The sequence below is a fragment of the Bacillus sp. RC251 genome (assembly GCF_044908765.1).
GTDB classification, from domain to species: domain Bacteria; phylum Bacillota; class Bacilli; order Bacillales; family Bacillaceae_G; genus Bacillus_A; species Bacillus_A wiedmannii.
Map to the genome: position 1 here is coordinate 1 of NZ_JBIYDP010000004.1, position 14,338 is coordinate 14,338.

Here is a 14,338-nt window from a genome sequence, read left to right on the forward strand (position 1 = left end):
CCCGCAACCAAATGGTCCCGTGGTGTAGTGGTTAACATGCCTGCCTGTCACGCAGGAGATCGCCGGTTCGACCCCGGTCGGGACCGCCATTTTAATAAGGCTCGGTAGCTCAGTCGGTAGAGCAGAGGACTGAAAATCCTCGTGTCGGCGGTTCGATTCCGTCCCGAGCCACCATTTATCTTAATAATATACGCCGGCTTAGCTCAATTGGTAGAGCAACTGACTTGTAATCAGTAGGTTGGGGGTTCAAGTCCTCTAGCCGGCACCATGTAAGTTTCGGAGGGGTAGCGAAGTGGCTAAACGCGGCGGACTGTAAATCCGCTCCTTTGGGTTCGGCAGTTCGAATCTGCCCCCCTCCACCATTTACATAGGGGCATAGTTTAAAGGTAGAACTGAGGTCTCCAAAACCTCCAGTGTGGGTTCGATTCCTACTGCCCCTGCCAAATATATTTACACAACATGGCGGTTGTGGCGAAGTGGTTAACGCACCGGATTGTGGCTCCGGCATTCGTGGGTTCGATTCCCATCAGTCGCCCCATTTTTATTTTTAAAATTACAAATAATTTAATTGATACTTACATATAATTAAGTAAGAATTCGATGGGCTATAGCCAAGCGGTAAGGCAACGGACTTTGACTCCGTCATGCGCTGGTTCGAATCCAGCTAGCCCAGCCATTTTGCGGAAGTAGTTCAGTGGTAGAATACAACCTTGCCAAGGTTGGGGTCGCGGGTTCGAATCCCGTCTTCCGCTCCAATAAAATTTAGCATGGCGGCATAGCCAAGTGGTAAGGCAGAGGTCTGCAAAACCTTTACCACCGGTTCAAATCCGGTTGCCGCCTTTCTTTTGTGCCGATGTGGCGGAATTGGCAGACGCGCACGACTCAAAATCGTGTTCCTTCGGGAGTGTCGGTTCGACCCCGACCATCGGTATCATGAACGGCGTAAAAAACTCTATACAATTAGTATAGAGTTTTTTTGTATTTTCTTTTCATTACATGACAAAATAAGCACAAAAAGTGTACGGTGAGTAAACTGCGAAACATTAAAAGGATAAAAACAAACATTCATTTTTATCCTTTTAATTGTGATATTCTATAAAATTCCAGCAAAATATTGTATATACAATATTCCCTTCGAACACTCTAGAGAGAATTTCTCCATCCCGGTGACATGAAGTTAAATCCGACAGCACCAGTAGATATTAGTACATTATCAATGGTTAAGTTTGTAATTTCTAAAAACCTCTTTTTAAACTCTTCTTTGTTGTACTTGTACATAGTTGAGTGGCACGTCCACATGTGCGTTGAAGTACTCAACCAATCTCCTAATTCCTTTAATTCAGGAAATGATTCAAATTGAATTGGTTCATCTAATTTCATGAATCTCACTTGATAGATAGTTGGGTTTAGCTTTTCTCCTATCCCTTTAAGACCATGTGCTTTTTTCTCATTTGAATGTGTCATAATTACTCTCCCCTATGTTTTCTTCAAATTTTTTCCTATTTTAATTATACAGCAATAGAAAGTAATTAAGGAAATATTATGGGAATCGGTGATGTAAAAAGACTCTAACAGAAATGTTAGAGTCTTTTTTGTTAAATTATGTTACCTGATTCTAAAATTCGTAATAAACGTAGGAATTCATGTATAATATAACTTGCGGATAGAACAAAATGATAGTAATTTATATTATGTCTGTAATATGAATCAAAAATGAACTTTTTATATTTCTTTTAAAAATGTGTTGAATACACGTTATATTTTATATTAATATTTTTATGTAGATTTAAAACGGGAAAGAGAGTGGAAAGTATGGGTCGTAAATGGAATAATATTAAAGAAAAAAAAGCATCAAAAGATGCAAATACAAGCCGTATATACGCGAAATTTGGACGTGAGATTTATGTGGCAGCAAAACAAGGCGAGCCAGATCCAGAATCAAACCAAGCGCTTAGAGTTGTATTAGAGCGTGCGAAAACATACAACGTACCAAGAACAATTATTGATCGTGCAGTTGAAAAGGCAAAAGGCGGTTCAGAAGAAAATTATGATGAGCTTCGTTATGAAGGATTTGGACCAAACGGATCTATGGTAATTGTAGATACACTTACAAATAACGTAAACCGTACTGCAGCAGATGTACGAGCTGCATTTAGCAAAAACAGTGGTAACATGGGTGTAAACGGTTCTGTAGCTTACATGTTTGATGCGACAGCTGTTATCGGTCTTGAAGGTAAAACATCAGATGAAGTTCTTGAAATTTTAATGGAAGCAGATGTTGATGCACGTGACATTCTAGAAGAAGAAGATTCTGTTATCGTGTATGCTGAACCTGATCAATTCCATTCCGTACAATCTGCACTTAAAGATGCTGGTGTTGAAGAATTCACAGTTGCAGAATTAACAATGCTTGCACAAAGTGATGTAGAACTTCCTGAAGATGCTCAAGTACAATTTGAAAAAATGGTTGATGCATTAGAAGATTTAGAAGATGTGCAACAAGTTTACCACAACGTAGACTTAGGAGAATAATACGATAGAAGCCCTGCCCGTTAACGGATAGGGGCTTTTTTTATGAAGTTAATTAAGTTGATGAATTAGTAAAGGTATTTTGTTGTAGACAGGGAATATGCTTATAGGGATATATGAAATAATCATTATTTCTAGGAGGTTTAATATGGAACATAAAACACCAAAGCATATTGTTGCTGTAGCAGGTTATTTAACAAATGAAAAAGATGAAGTGTTATTAGCTAAAGTACATTGGCGATCGGATACGTGGGAGTTGCCAGGAGGACAGGTGGAAGAAGGAGAAGCGCTCGATCAAGCAGTTTGTAGGGAAATGTTTGAGGAAACGGAAACGGGTTTAACGGTGAAGCCTATTGGAATTACAGGGGTTTATTATAATGCCTCTATGCATATTTTATCTGTTGTTTTTAAAGTGGCATATGTGAGCGGTGAAATAAAAATTCAACCTGAAGAAATACAAGAGGCTAAATTTGTTGCTTTAAATGAAGAGAACATAGATGAGTATATAACGCGTCCTCATATGAAATCCAGAACGCTTGATGCGATGAGAGCAACACATTGTATTCCGTACGAAACGTGGGAAGTGCAGCCGTATAATTTAATAGGTAGATTGTAAAGAAAAGAGTAGCCGGTTTGAGATACAATCAAATCACTACTCTTTTTTGTATACTGTTTAAGAAAAAGGTCAAAATAATAATAGTGCTAGTATTGATTTTCAGAACGTTTGTTCTGTATAATGTATGATATATTGTATACATTTAGATTACTAGATACTTACAAATATATATATTTGTAGATGATATAATGAAAATAGGGTGTTTTAATAGGGGAGTATAGGCTTAAGGTATACTCTGCTATTGGTTTAGCATAATCTATATTCAATATTTCAGATGAATAGTAGATAAAAAAAGACTGTGATACAATACTTTTTTATACCTTACAATGATGTAAGGTATGTGTAAGAGAAATCGATGGGATGTTTTTTTACAACAAGGTATTCTTAAAGTAAGAGTTATATGCTGTGTGGAAAAGAGGTGTTCAAGATGAAAGAACGAGTATTATCTAGGGTGAACTATCATCAAAAAGTTGCATTAAATCCAATGACTAAATTCTTTTATAAAGCCATTATTTTATTATTATTGTTAAGTTGTACATTATTATTCGTTGGAAATGTAATGATCGAGCAAAGTGATATTAGTAAATTACATGTACCGGCTAAGTTAGAGGTGCCCGAATCATTAACACATGCATTTATTGCGACAGAAGATAAAAGGTTTTATCATCATAACGGTTTAGATTATATAGCGATTGTCAGAGCGTCTGTTGAGAATATAAAGGCTGGTGGTGTTGTACAAGGCGGAAGCACAATTACACAGCAGTTATCCAAAAATGCTTTTTTAACGAATGAACGTACATTTTCTCGTAAGTGGAAAGAGATTTTCTATACGAAAAAAATTGAACGTACATTTACGAAGGATGAAATTTTAAAATTGTATGTAAGTAATATTTATTACGGAGAAGGAGCATGGGGAATTGAAAAAGCGGCAAACCTTTACTTCGGTAAAAAGGTGGACCAATTAACGCTGGCTGAAAGTGCAATGATGGCTGCTGTAGTAAAAGCACCTGCTTATTACTCACCTGCACAAAATTATGATAAGGCCGTAGAGAGACGAAATGTCGTTTTGAGATTGATGGAGAAGGAAGGCTATATCAATCATGATGAGTATGTGCAAGCAGTTAGTGAGAAATTAGTAATTCGTCATGATATAAAAACAGAGCAGTCGATGTTAAATAATGCACGTGAAAAAGCAGTAAGCTAAGTGAAGTTCCTACATAGGAGCTTCTTTTTTTTGAATAAATTGTGACAAATTGTGACACAATATCGTCACAATTATTGTATTTTTGTAATTTATGTGAGCGTGTTCATTGCGTGACGTATATAAGTGTTGATATTATGTGTAGTGTGTACAATGCTGTATACAGAATATGAATTTAAAGAGGAATGTATATGAAATCAAATAAACTCATGGCTCTTGGTGTAGTTTTTTCTATCGCAGTATTGATTGTAATTGGAACAATTGCGTATAGCATCATAAATGACAAAAAAGATAAAGGGAATGAGATGTTTGCTTATTCCACACAACAATCTTTAGGGAAAGATGATGCACCAGTTAAGGTAGTTGAATTTGGAGACTTCAAATGTCCTGCGTGTCGTACTTGGGATGTAACAGTATTACCACGATTAAAAGAAGAGTATATTGATAAAGGTAAAGTGCAGTTATATTTTATTAACTTCCCGTTCATCGGAAAAGACTCTGATTTAGGCGCAGCAGCTGGTGAGGCAATTTATAAACAAGATCAAGATTCATTCTGGACTTTCTATGATGAGATTTATCAAAGTCAAAAGAAAGATACGGAAGAATGGATTACAGAAGAATTACTTCTTAACATTGTGAAAGAGAAGCTTCCGAAAGTTGATGTAGAACAATTTAAGAAAGATTTACACAGTAAAGAAATAAAAGAAAAAGTACGTAAAGATTCAGATCGTGCTCAAAAATTAAAAGTTCAAGGTGCTCCTTCAGTATACATAAACGGAAATCTTGCAAACCCTGATTTCGATAGTATGAAGAAGGCGATTGATAAAGAATTGAAAAAGTGATGAGCTACTCATCACTTTTTCGACTTTTTTCGATAAAATTCTTGCTTCCGTTTTTTTTACATGCTATACTACCTTACATAAGTTATTCTAATATCTTATATTTATTTCATATTTGCGGGTGTAGTTTAGTGGTAAAACAAGAGCCTTCCAAGCTCTGGTCGAGAGTTCGATTCTCTTCACCCGCTCCAAATTTTATTAAATGTTTTTCTATAAATTGTTATCAACGCAGTGTTTCGTTTCTAAGATAAACGAGGCATTGCGTTTTTTAATGTTTGAAAAGCATAATTGTATGCGAAAATAGAAGTAAAGAATAGTATTCCAAAAGTGAATTGCTAACCAATATAGTCGTTACATAAGAGATGGATTCATCTGAGGAGGCGATTAAGAATGGATTTTGAACAATTAAAGCAAGATGTCATTGCGTATAGTAAAACAATTGGTATAGATAAAATAGGCTTTGCTAGTGCTTCACCATTTGAGGAATTAAAGCAGAGGTTAATCCAGCAACAACAATTAAATTATCAATCGGGATTTGAAGAGTCTGATATAGAAAAAAGAACGAACCCACAGCTTCTACTACCTGGTGCAAAATCAATTATTGCGATTGCATTAGCGTATCCTTCAAAATTAAAAAATGCACCATTAAGTAGGCGTGGAGAACGCCGGGGGATTTTTTGTCGTGCCTCTTGGGGACAAGATTATCATCTTGTTTTACGAGATCGTTTGCAAAAATTAGAAGCATACTTAATCGAAAAACTTCCCGAGATAGAAGTTAAGTCAATGGTTGATACGGGTGAATTAAGTGATCGAGCTGTTTCGGAGCGTGCCGGCATTGGATGGAGCGGTAAGAATTGCGCTATTATTACACCTGAATTTGGTTCGTATGTATATTTAGGAGAAATCATTACAAACGTTCCGTTCCCACCAGACCAGCCAATAGAAGATCAATGTGGAAGTTGTACAAAATGTATTGATATTTGTCCTACAGGTGCTTTAATACAAGGAGGACAGTTAGACTCGAAGAAATGTATTGCATTTTTAACACAGACGAAAGGGTTCCTACCGGAAGAATATCGCGAAAAAATAGGTAATCGTATTTATGGATGTGATACATGTCAGACTGTTTGTCCGAAAAATAAAGGAATGGATTTTCATAACCACCCTGAGATGGAACCAGATCCTGAGTTAGTTAAGCCCTTATTAACACCACTTTTAACAATTAGTAATCGTGATTTTAAAGAGAAATATGGAATTATGTCTGGTTCATGGAGAGGTAAAAAGCCGTTGCAACGAAATGCAATTTTGGCACTTGCGCATTTTAAAGAGGCATCAGCAATTCCTGATTTAATTGGTGTTATGAAAGACGATCCAAGACCGGTACTTCGCGGAACAGCAGCATGGGCACTTGGGAAAATTGGTGGAGATGGCGTGGGCGAAGCTATTGAAAAAGCGATGCAACGTGAGAAAGATGAAGAGGTTCTTCATGAAATGAATCGCGGCCTTGAATTGTTAGCGCAGAAAAAAGAGTAGATAATATCTCCCTTTTTCATATTGTAATATGGGAGGGAGACGAAATGGTTGTAAAAATAAATATTGAAAAGCAAGTACAACAATTTTTAGCATATGTAACAGAGAAACGAACAAATGTAGATGGTATTGCTGAAGATTTATTACAAATAGCACAGAGAAAGAAACAATTGTTTCAAAAGCGTAATGCAGATATAGTGAAAGCAACTGCGGATGTTTCTTTCATGAGACAATTAAATAATAGCAATCATCAAGAAATTGATTATCAAATACATTTTAAATATTTAATTAAGCATAAAGAATTATTTTATATCGAAGAGGAACAACTAAAGCGAAGAGTTTGTTTAAATAATAGCCGGGTAATAGGTGATTATGCTATTGAAGTACCAGAAGCAGTTGGAATGAGTGAGACGTTAGAAAGAGAAGTTACAAAAGAGAAGTATGGTTCTTATCAGTATAACCGTTTAGAGGCAGTTAAATATGCAGAGCGTTGGTGGGATGATAGAAACCCTGTATATCGTAATTTCCCTGATAATTGTACGAATTTTATTTCTCAATGTCTTCATACTGGAGAAGTACCAATGAATGGATACCCTAATATTCGTAAAGGATGGTGGCAAAGGGAGAATCAGTGGAGTTGGAGCTGGGCTGTCGCACACTCTTTTTATTGGTATTTGTCAGGTGCTACAGCTGGGCTTCGAGCAGAAGCAGTAGAAAGACCAGAGGACCTTATTCTTGGTGATGTCATTGCTTATGATTTCGAGGATGATGGTAGGTGGAATCATACGACGATTGTAGTAGCCAAAGACGCAGATGGTATGCCACTTGTGAATGCACATTCAGCGAATAGCCGTCGGCGTTATTGGAACTATGAAGATTCTAGTAAATATACACCACAAATGAAATATAAATTCTTTCATATTATTAATGGGTAGAGATTTTTCGCTCAAGTGGTATAATACGTAGTAGACAAAAAACAGAGGTGAATATCGCGTGGGAGTACATGTTGTTTTATATCAACCAGAAATTCCAGCAAATACAGGGAATATTGCTCGTACTTGTGCAGCAACTGGAACAGAATTACATTTGATTAGACCGCTTGGATTTTCAACGGATGATAAAATGTTAAAGCGTGCAGGATTAGATTATTGGCAGCACGTGAAAGTTACGTATTATGATTCAATTGAAGAATTTTATGAGAAAAATAAAGACGGTGAATTCTTCTATTTAACAAAGTATGGCGAGAAAGCTCATACAGCATTTGATTATAGCAAACGTGAGAAGGATTACTATTTTGTATTTGGAAGAGAAACAAACGGCTTACCAGCTAATGTAATCGAAGAAAATTTCGATCATTGTTTACGTATTCCAATGACTGATAAAGTGCGCTCATTAAATTTATCTAATACAGCAGCTATTTTAATTTATGAAGCATTCCGTCAACAAAATTATCCGGGATTAGATTTAGAAATTGTTTATTAAAAGTCGCCATATGGCGACTTTTTTTCTAAAAATAAAAATAATATGTAATCATACATTTAAAAAAGGGTACATATTCATATAGAATGGGATATATGAATAAAAATAGATTAGACGGGTTGAGATAAATATGAAGGAACAATATAATAATCAAAATACCTTTTTAAGTATGATAGATATGGATTTAATAAGAAGAGGACTATTACATGCCATTCAAGATTTAGTATTTATTGTGAAAGTTATGGATGAGGAAACCTTTAAATATATTTATGTAAATAAGATAGGTATGGATTATGCGAACCTAGGCGCAGAATGTTATGGAAAAACGTTTGCTGAAGTATTATCAGAAGATACGGCGGAAATATTGCAAGTGGAATATGCAAAAGTAGCGAGCGAAGCGAAAGCACATACCTTTTGTGATGTAGTTAGTTTACCAAAGGGTGAGTTACATTATGAATCTTCACTTAATCCTGTATTCGACGAAGAAGGAGTATGTCAGTTTATTATTTGTATTACGAGGGATATCACAGCTCAGATTGAGGAAAAGGCAGAGATAGAGGAAAAACAAATGTTGTTTAAGTCGTTATTAGAATATAATAATGACTCCATTATATCTATGGATTCTATAGGTAGAATTACATATGCAAATCCAGCAACGTATGAAATATTTGGATATCGATATGAAGAATTACATAATAAATTTATTTTTGAATTTATTAATAAAGAATATGAAAAAGATTTTCAAATTATATTTAAAGGAGCCCTGCAAGGAAGGGCAAAACAAATTGTTTCAAAGAAATATGTTCATAAAGAAGGGTACGAGCTCTATATTTCTTTGAGAACTATTCCGATTATTGTGAACGCCGAAATTGTTGGGGTATATATTGTTACGAGGGATGTTACAAGACAAGTATTGAATGAAATGCGAACAGAATATTTAGCTTATTATGACCAATTAACAGGATTAATGAATAGAATTTCATGTGCAAATAAGTTAAATGTTTTTTTAAATGATAATACAGAGTTTGCGCTTGTTTTTATAGATTTAGATGAATTTCACCTTATTAATGATACTTTTGGTCATAAAGAAGGAGATAAAGTATTACAAAAAGTTACAGAATGTTTAAGCAGTTTTCAAATAGACGGTATGCACTTATTTAGAGAACACGATGATCAATTTGTTATGTTAATAGAAAATATAACGAAAGAACGTGTAGAGATAGTTGCAAAAAGAATACTAAAAAAGATTAGTGAACATTTTGTAATCGAAGAAGAGGACGTCTATTTAAGTGCGTCAATCGGAATTGTAATGGCTCCAACAGATGGAGAGGATGAAAAAATATTATTCCAAAGAGTTGATGCTGCTTTGGAAAAAGCAAAAGAAAAAGGAAAAGGGCATTATCAGTTTTATTGCAGTGGATTAGATTGTGAGCGTGAACAAAGATTTATAATAGAAAACCAATTGCATCGTGCTATAGAAAAAAATGAATTCTGCTTGTATTATCAGCCACAAATGAATATTGAAACGAAAAAAATAGCGAGTATGGAAGCTTTAATAAGGTGGGAGAATAAAGAATTGGGATTTGTCTCTCCCAATCAATTTATTCCGCTAGCAGAAAGAACAGGATTTATTATTAAGCTTGATGAATGGGTAGTAAATGAAGTGTGTCGGCAAATACGTAAATGGTTAAATAAAGGATATGAAGTTGTCCCGATTGCAGTTAATATTTCAGCCAGGCACTTTCGCTCGATTACATTAATAGAGATGATTACACGGGCTTTACATAAGTACAATGTACCAGCTCATCTATTAGCGATAGAGGTTACAGAAGGGGCCCTTATGCATAAAGACATATCAAAAAGAGTATTGCTACAATTAAAAGAACAAAATTTAAAGATTCATTTAGATGATTTTGGGACGGGATATTCATCTTTAAGTTATTTAAAAACGTATCCAATTGATACGTTGAAAATCGATCGTTCTTTTATGGAAGGTATACATGTGGATGAACGTGATACGAATATTACAGCTGCAATTATTCATTTAGCTCATACTTTGGAATTGAATGTAATTGCAGAAGGTGTAGAAAAAGCGGAACAAATACAATTTTTGAAGGAAAAGAATGTGAAGTTTGTGCAAGGTTATTATTATAGCCGACCTTTATCAAAATATGATGTGGAAAATGTGTATTATAAATGATTGATAAAAAAAGTGATGTGCTAAGAAGCACATCACTTTTTATGTGTACCGGGTTTATCATTGTAACCAGATGTGAAAATAGCTGTAAGAAATGTGAGTGATACACCTAAAATTAATAATAATTTCATACTAATATCCCTCCTATTTTTCAGTTTACGAATCTTAAATATGAATCAAAATGTATGTAAGGTTCTTGGAAGAAAAGAATTTATTTAAAATGAATAGAGGTGTAAAAACTTTAATACCTATATTATACAGAATTTTCTTTGAATTTTGGAGAGAATTTTATAGCAATACTGTATATTTCATTTTGATTTAAAGAATGTTTAAGGACATCCTAGCATACCTTTTATAATAATCCGATTGAACAAGGAGATGGGGGAGGAGCTATAATGGATATTCTAAAAAAGATTGAACAGCATCGAGCAGCAGAAGAACGGTTACAATGGGAAGGTACGTTTGCGGAGTATTTAGAGCTTGTGAAGGAAAGACCATGGGTGGCTCAAACAGCACACTCTCGCATTTACAATATGATAAAAGATGCTGGAATCGAAGAAGTAGATGGTAGAAGAAAGTATAACTTCTTTAGTAATCAGCTATTTGGATTAGAGGATGCTTTAGAACGTCTTGTGGAGGAATATTTTCATCCATCTGCAAAACGATTAGATGTTAGAAAACGTATTTTATTATTAATGGGTCCTGTTAGTGGAGGGAAATCAACATTAGTTACGATGTTGAAACGGGGATTAGAAACATATTCACGAACAGATCGAGGCGCAATTTTTGCAATTAAAGGCTGCCCAATGCATGAAGATCCACTGCATTTAATTCCGCATCATTTACGGGATGATTTCTTTGGTGAGTATGGAGTTAGAATTGAAGGGAATTTATCGCCATTAAACGTAATGCGTCTAGAGCAAGAATATGGTTCAAGAATTGAGGATGTAGTTGTAGAGCGTATTTTCTTCTCGGAAGATCGCCGTACAGGGATTGGTACATTTAGCCCGTCTGATCCTAAATCACAAGATATCGCCGATTTAACAGGTAGTCTGGACTTTTCAACAATCGCAGAATATGGTTCAGAATCAGATCCACGAGCGTATCGCTTCGATGGAGAATTGAATAAGGCAAACCGTGGGATGATGGAATTCCAAGAGATGCTAAAATGCGACGAGAAGTTCTTATGGCATTTATTATCGCTTACGCAAGAAGGGAATTTCAAAGCGGGAAGATTTGCGCTTATTTCAGCAGATGAATTAATTGTAGCGCATACGAATGAAACGGAGTATCGTTCCTTCATAGCAAACAAGAAAAATGAAGCATTGCACTCAAGAATTATTGTAATGCCAGTTCCATACAATTTACGAGTGAGTGAAGAAGAACATATTTATGAAAAAATGATTCGTGAAAGTGATGTATCCAATGTGCATATTGCACCGCACACACTTCGCGTTGCAGCAATGTTTACGATTTTAACTCGTTTAAAAGATCCGAAGCGTCCAGATATTGATTTAATTAAAAAGATGCGTTTATATGATGGAGAAACGGTAGAAGGCTATAATGCGATTGATGTAGAGGAGCTGCAACGTGAATATCAAGATGAAGGTATGAGAGGTATTGACCCTCGTTATGTTATTAACCGAATTTCTTCTACAATTATTCGAAAAGAGGTACCATCTATTAACGCATTAGATGTACTTAGATCGCTCAAAGACGGGTTGGATCAGCATCCGTCAATTAGTAATGAAGATCGAGAGCGTTATATGAATTTCATCTCATTAGCGAGAAAAGAATATGATGAAATTGCGAAGAAAGAAGTACAAAAAGCATTCGTGTATTCATATGAAGAATCAGCGAAGACACTTATGGATAATTACTTAGATAACGTTGAAGCATATTGCAATAAATCGAAATTACGTGATCCATTAACAGGTGAAGAAATGAGTCCAGATGAAAAGCTAATGCGCTCAATTGAGGAGCAAATTGGAATTTCAGAAAATGCTAAGAAAGCATTCCGTGAAGAAATTTTAATTCGCATTTCTGCTTATGCGCGTAAAGGAAAACGCTTTGATTATAATTCACATGAGCGTCTTCGTGAAGCGATTCAGAAAAAACTATTTGCTGATTTAAAAGATATAGTGAAAATTACAACATCAACGAAAACGCCAGACGAAAATCAGCTTAAGAAAATCAATGATGTTGTTGCACGCTTAATTGATGAGCACGGCTATAATTCTTCATCTGCGAATGAATTATTACGCTATGTAGGTAGTCTGCTAAACCGATAGTTTGATAACAAAACGCTGTCTCTTGTATTTTGCGGGACAGCGTTTTATTATCCATTTATATGTGTAAAGTGTCATACCTTGTCCAAATGTAATAAATTAAGATGCAATTTCATGAATTTATTGTCAATTATTTTTACAATATGCATATGATAGAGTAACCAACCATTCATACGAAAAAAGCCAACACAATACAATATGTTGCAAAGTGTAAATGTGTGCAACTATGCATTGTGTTTCTTTCTTATCAACGGCTGAATATCTCTTTCTAGTATGTGAGTGGCAAAATTTTGTTTAGGATGCTCGGAGTATTATATGAAAAACGTTATATATGTTTATGGGATGAATTTCGATGGGCAGTTATCTTTCATTCTAGCTTGCACAGTATAAAACAAAATTTCTAGCTTACTGTTCATAGGGGAAGACAATTACAGTAAGGAGGGAAAGAAATGGGTGAAGAAAACCAACCAAATTATACGATTTCACAGGAAAACTGGTCCCTCCATCGCAAAGGATATGATGACCAACAACGCCATCAAGAAAAAGTACAAGAGGCAATTAAGAATAATTTACCCGATCTTGTAACAGAAGAAAGCATAGTTATGTCTAATGGTAAGGATGTTGTAAAAATACCGATTCGTTCTTTAGATGAATATAAGATTAGGTACAATTATGATAAAAACAAACACGTTGGGCAAGGAAATGGTGACAGCAAAGTTGGTGATGTCGTTGCGAGAGATGGATCAGGTGGTCAAAAGCAAAAAGGACCAGGAAAAGGGCAAGGAGCAGGGGACGCGGCTGGAGAAGATTATTATGAAGCTGAAGTCTCTATTTTAGAATTAGAGCAAGCATTTTTCAAAGAGTTAGAGCTGCCTAATTTAAAGAGAAAAGAAATAGATGAAAACCGGATTGAACATGTTGAATTTAATGACATTAGAAAGACTGGATTATGGGGAAATATCGATAAGAAACGAACGATGATATCCGCATATAAACGAAATGCGATGCGTGGTAAAGCCTCTTTTCATCCGATTCACCAAGAAGATTTAAAGTTCCGTACTTGGAATGAAGTATTAAAGCCAGATTCAAAAGCTGTTGTATTAGCGATGATGGATACGAGTGGATCGATGGGAATATGGGAAAAATATATGGCACGTAGCTTCTTTTTCTGGATGACGCGATTTCTACGAACGAAGTATGAAACAGTAGATATTGAGTTTATTGCCCATCATACGGAGGCAAAAGTAGTTCCAGAGGAAGAGTTTTTCTCAAAAGGAGAAAGTGGCGGAACGATATGTTCTTCTGTATATAAAAAAGCACTCGAGCTAATTGATAATAAATACTCACCAGACCGCTATAATATTTATCCATTCCATTTTTCAGACGGTGATAATTTAACATCAGATAATGCTAGATGTGTAAAGCTTGTCGAAGAGTTAATGAAGAAGTGTAATATGTTTGGATATGGGGAAGTGAACCAGTACAACCGCCATAGTACCCTCATGTCAGCCTATAAAAATATTAAGGATGAGAATTTTAGATATTATATTTTAAAGCAAAAAGCAGACGTATTCCATGCGATGAAGAGCTTTTTTAAAGAAGAAACCGGAGAAAAAATGGCATAACCCCCTTAAAAAGGGGTTATTTTTTTGTTAACTT

General features: G+C 35.3%; 11 protein-coding genes and 11 tRNA genes. 21 read left to right on the top strand and 1 reads right to left on the bottom strand.

What is annotated here, in order from left to right:
- Positions 1-13 precede the first annotated feature (13 nt).
- The 10 genes from ABH961_RS16895 to ABH961_RS16940 all read left to right on the top strand — a co-directional run bounded on the left by ABH961_RS16895 (position 14) and on the right by ABH961_RS16940 (position 931).
- Positions 14-89 (top strand) — tRNA-Asp (locus ABH961_RS16895).
- A 9-nt stretch (positions 90-98) separates the two neighbouring features.
- Positions 99-174: transfer RNA gene (locus tag ABH961_RS16900), tRNA-Phe, on the top strand.
- Between the two features lie 18 nt (positions 175-192).
- Positions 193-268, top strand: a tRNA-Thr gene (locus tag ABH961_RS16905).
- 10 nt (positions 269-278) lie between these two features.
- A tRNA-Tyr gene (locus ABH961_RS16910) sits at positions 279-362 on the top strand.
- Between the two features lie 7 nt (positions 363-369).
- A tRNA-Trp gene (locus ABH961_RS16915) sits at positions 370-443 on the top strand.
- Positions 444-462: 19 nt separating this feature from the next.
- A tRNA-His gene (locus ABH961_RS16920) sits at positions 463-538 on the top strand.
- A 63-nt stretch (positions 539-601) separates the two neighbouring features.
- A tRNA-Gln gene (locus ABH961_RS16925) sits at positions 602-676 on the top strand.
- Between the two features lie 4 nt (positions 677-680).
- A tRNA-Gly gene (locus ABH961_RS16930) sits at positions 681-755 on the top strand.
- 14 nt (positions 756-769) lie between these two features.
- Positions 770-840 (top strand) — tRNA-Cys (locus ABH961_RS16935).
- A gap of 9 nt (positions 841-849) precedes the next feature.
- A tRNA-Leu gene (locus ABH961_RS16940) sits at positions 850-931 on the top strand.
- Positions 932-1,143: 212 nt separating this feature from the next.
- On the opposite strand, the gene ABH961_RS16945 is transcribed toward ABH961_RS16940, so the two are convergent.
- On the bottom strand, positions 1,144-1,464 hold the full coding sequence (locus ABH961_RS16945) for a DUF3884 family protein (RefSeq protein WP_098076987.1): 321 nt from the start codon (positions 1,462-1,464) through the stop codon (positions 1,144-1,146).
- 348 nt (positions 1,465-1,812) lie between these two features.
- Between ABH961_RS16945 and ABH961_RS16950 the strand changes: the two genes are divergently transcribed.
- From ABH961_RS16950 to yhbH, 11 genes are all read left to right on the top strand, one after another.
- Positions 1,813-2,532: a YebC/PmpR family DNA-binding transcriptional regulator gene (locus ABH961_RS16950; RefSeq protein ID WP_000532975.1), complete on the top strand. Its 720-nt coding sequence runs from the start codon at positions 1,813-1,815 to the stop codon at positions 2,530-2,532.
- Between the two features lie 145 nt (positions 2,533-2,677).
- Positions 2,678-3,145 (top strand): NUDIX hydrolase, encoded by a 468-nt coding sequence (locus ABH961_RS16955; protein ID WP_098076984.1) that lies wholly within the window; start codon positions 2,678-2,680, stop codon positions 3,143-3,145.
- Positions 3,146-3,572: 427 nt separating this feature from the next.
- Positions 3,573-4,349: a transglycosylase domain-containing protein gene (locus ABH961_RS16960; RefSeq protein WP_000664702.1), complete on the top strand. Its 777-nt coding sequence runs from the start codon at positions 3,573-3,575 to the stop codon at positions 4,347-4,349.
- Positions 4,350-4,537: 188 nt separating this feature from the next.
- Positions 4,538-5,188 (top strand): DsbA family protein, encoded by a 651-nt coding sequence (locus tag ABH961_RS16965; RefSeq protein ID WP_064477161.1) that lies wholly within the window; start codon positions 4,538-4,540, stop codon positions 5,186-5,188.
- Positions 5,189-5,302: 114 nt separating this feature from the next.
- Positions 5,303-5,376 (top strand) — tRNA-Gly (locus ABH961_RS16970).
- Positions 5,377-5,575: 199 nt separating this feature from the next.
- Positions 5,576-6,718, top strand: a complete 1,143-nt coding sequence (queG, locus tag ABH961_RS16975; protein ID WP_098076978.1) for a tRNA epoxyqueuosine(34) reductase QueG — start codon at positions 5,576-5,578, stop codon at positions 6,716-6,718.
- Between the two features lie 44 nt (positions 6,719-6,762).
- Positions 6,763-7,650, top strand: coding sequence for an amidase domain-containing protein (locus ABH961_RS16980; protein ID WP_098076976.1), 888 nt, complete (start codon positions 6,763-6,765; stop codon positions 7,648-7,650).
- A gap of 58 nt (positions 7,651-7,708) precedes the next feature.
- Positions 7,709-8,197 (top strand): tRNA (uridine(34)/cytosine(34)/5-carboxymethylaminomethyluridine(34)-2'-O)-methyltransferase TrmL, encoded by a 489-nt coding sequence (trmL, locus tag ABH961_RS16985; protein WP_000538149.1) that lies wholly within the window; start codon positions 7,709-7,711, stop codon positions 8,195-8,197.
- 127 nt (positions 8,198-8,324) lie between these two features.
- Complete coding sequence (locus ABH961_RS16990; RefSeq protein ID WP_098076973.1) at positions 8,325-10,394, top strand: sensor domain-containing protein; 2,070 nt, start codon at positions 8,325-8,327, stop codon at positions 10,392-10,394.
- 392 nt (positions 10,395-10,786) lie between these two features.
- Positions 10,787-12,682 carry a PrkA family serine protein kinase gene (locus ABH961_RS16995; protein WP_000353275.1) on the top strand — a complete coding sequence of 632 codons (1,896 nt, stop codon included), beginning with the start codon at positions 10,787-10,789 and terminating at the stop codon, positions 12,680-12,682.
- 446 nt (positions 12,683-13,128) lie between these two features.
- A complete protein-coding gene (gene yhbH / locus ABH961_RS17000) occupies positions 13,129-14,304 on the top strand; it encodes a sporulation protein YhbH (RefSeq protein ID WP_046957378.1) in 1,176 nt (391 codons plus the stop codon).
- Positions 14,305-14,338: the final 34 nt, after the last annotated feature.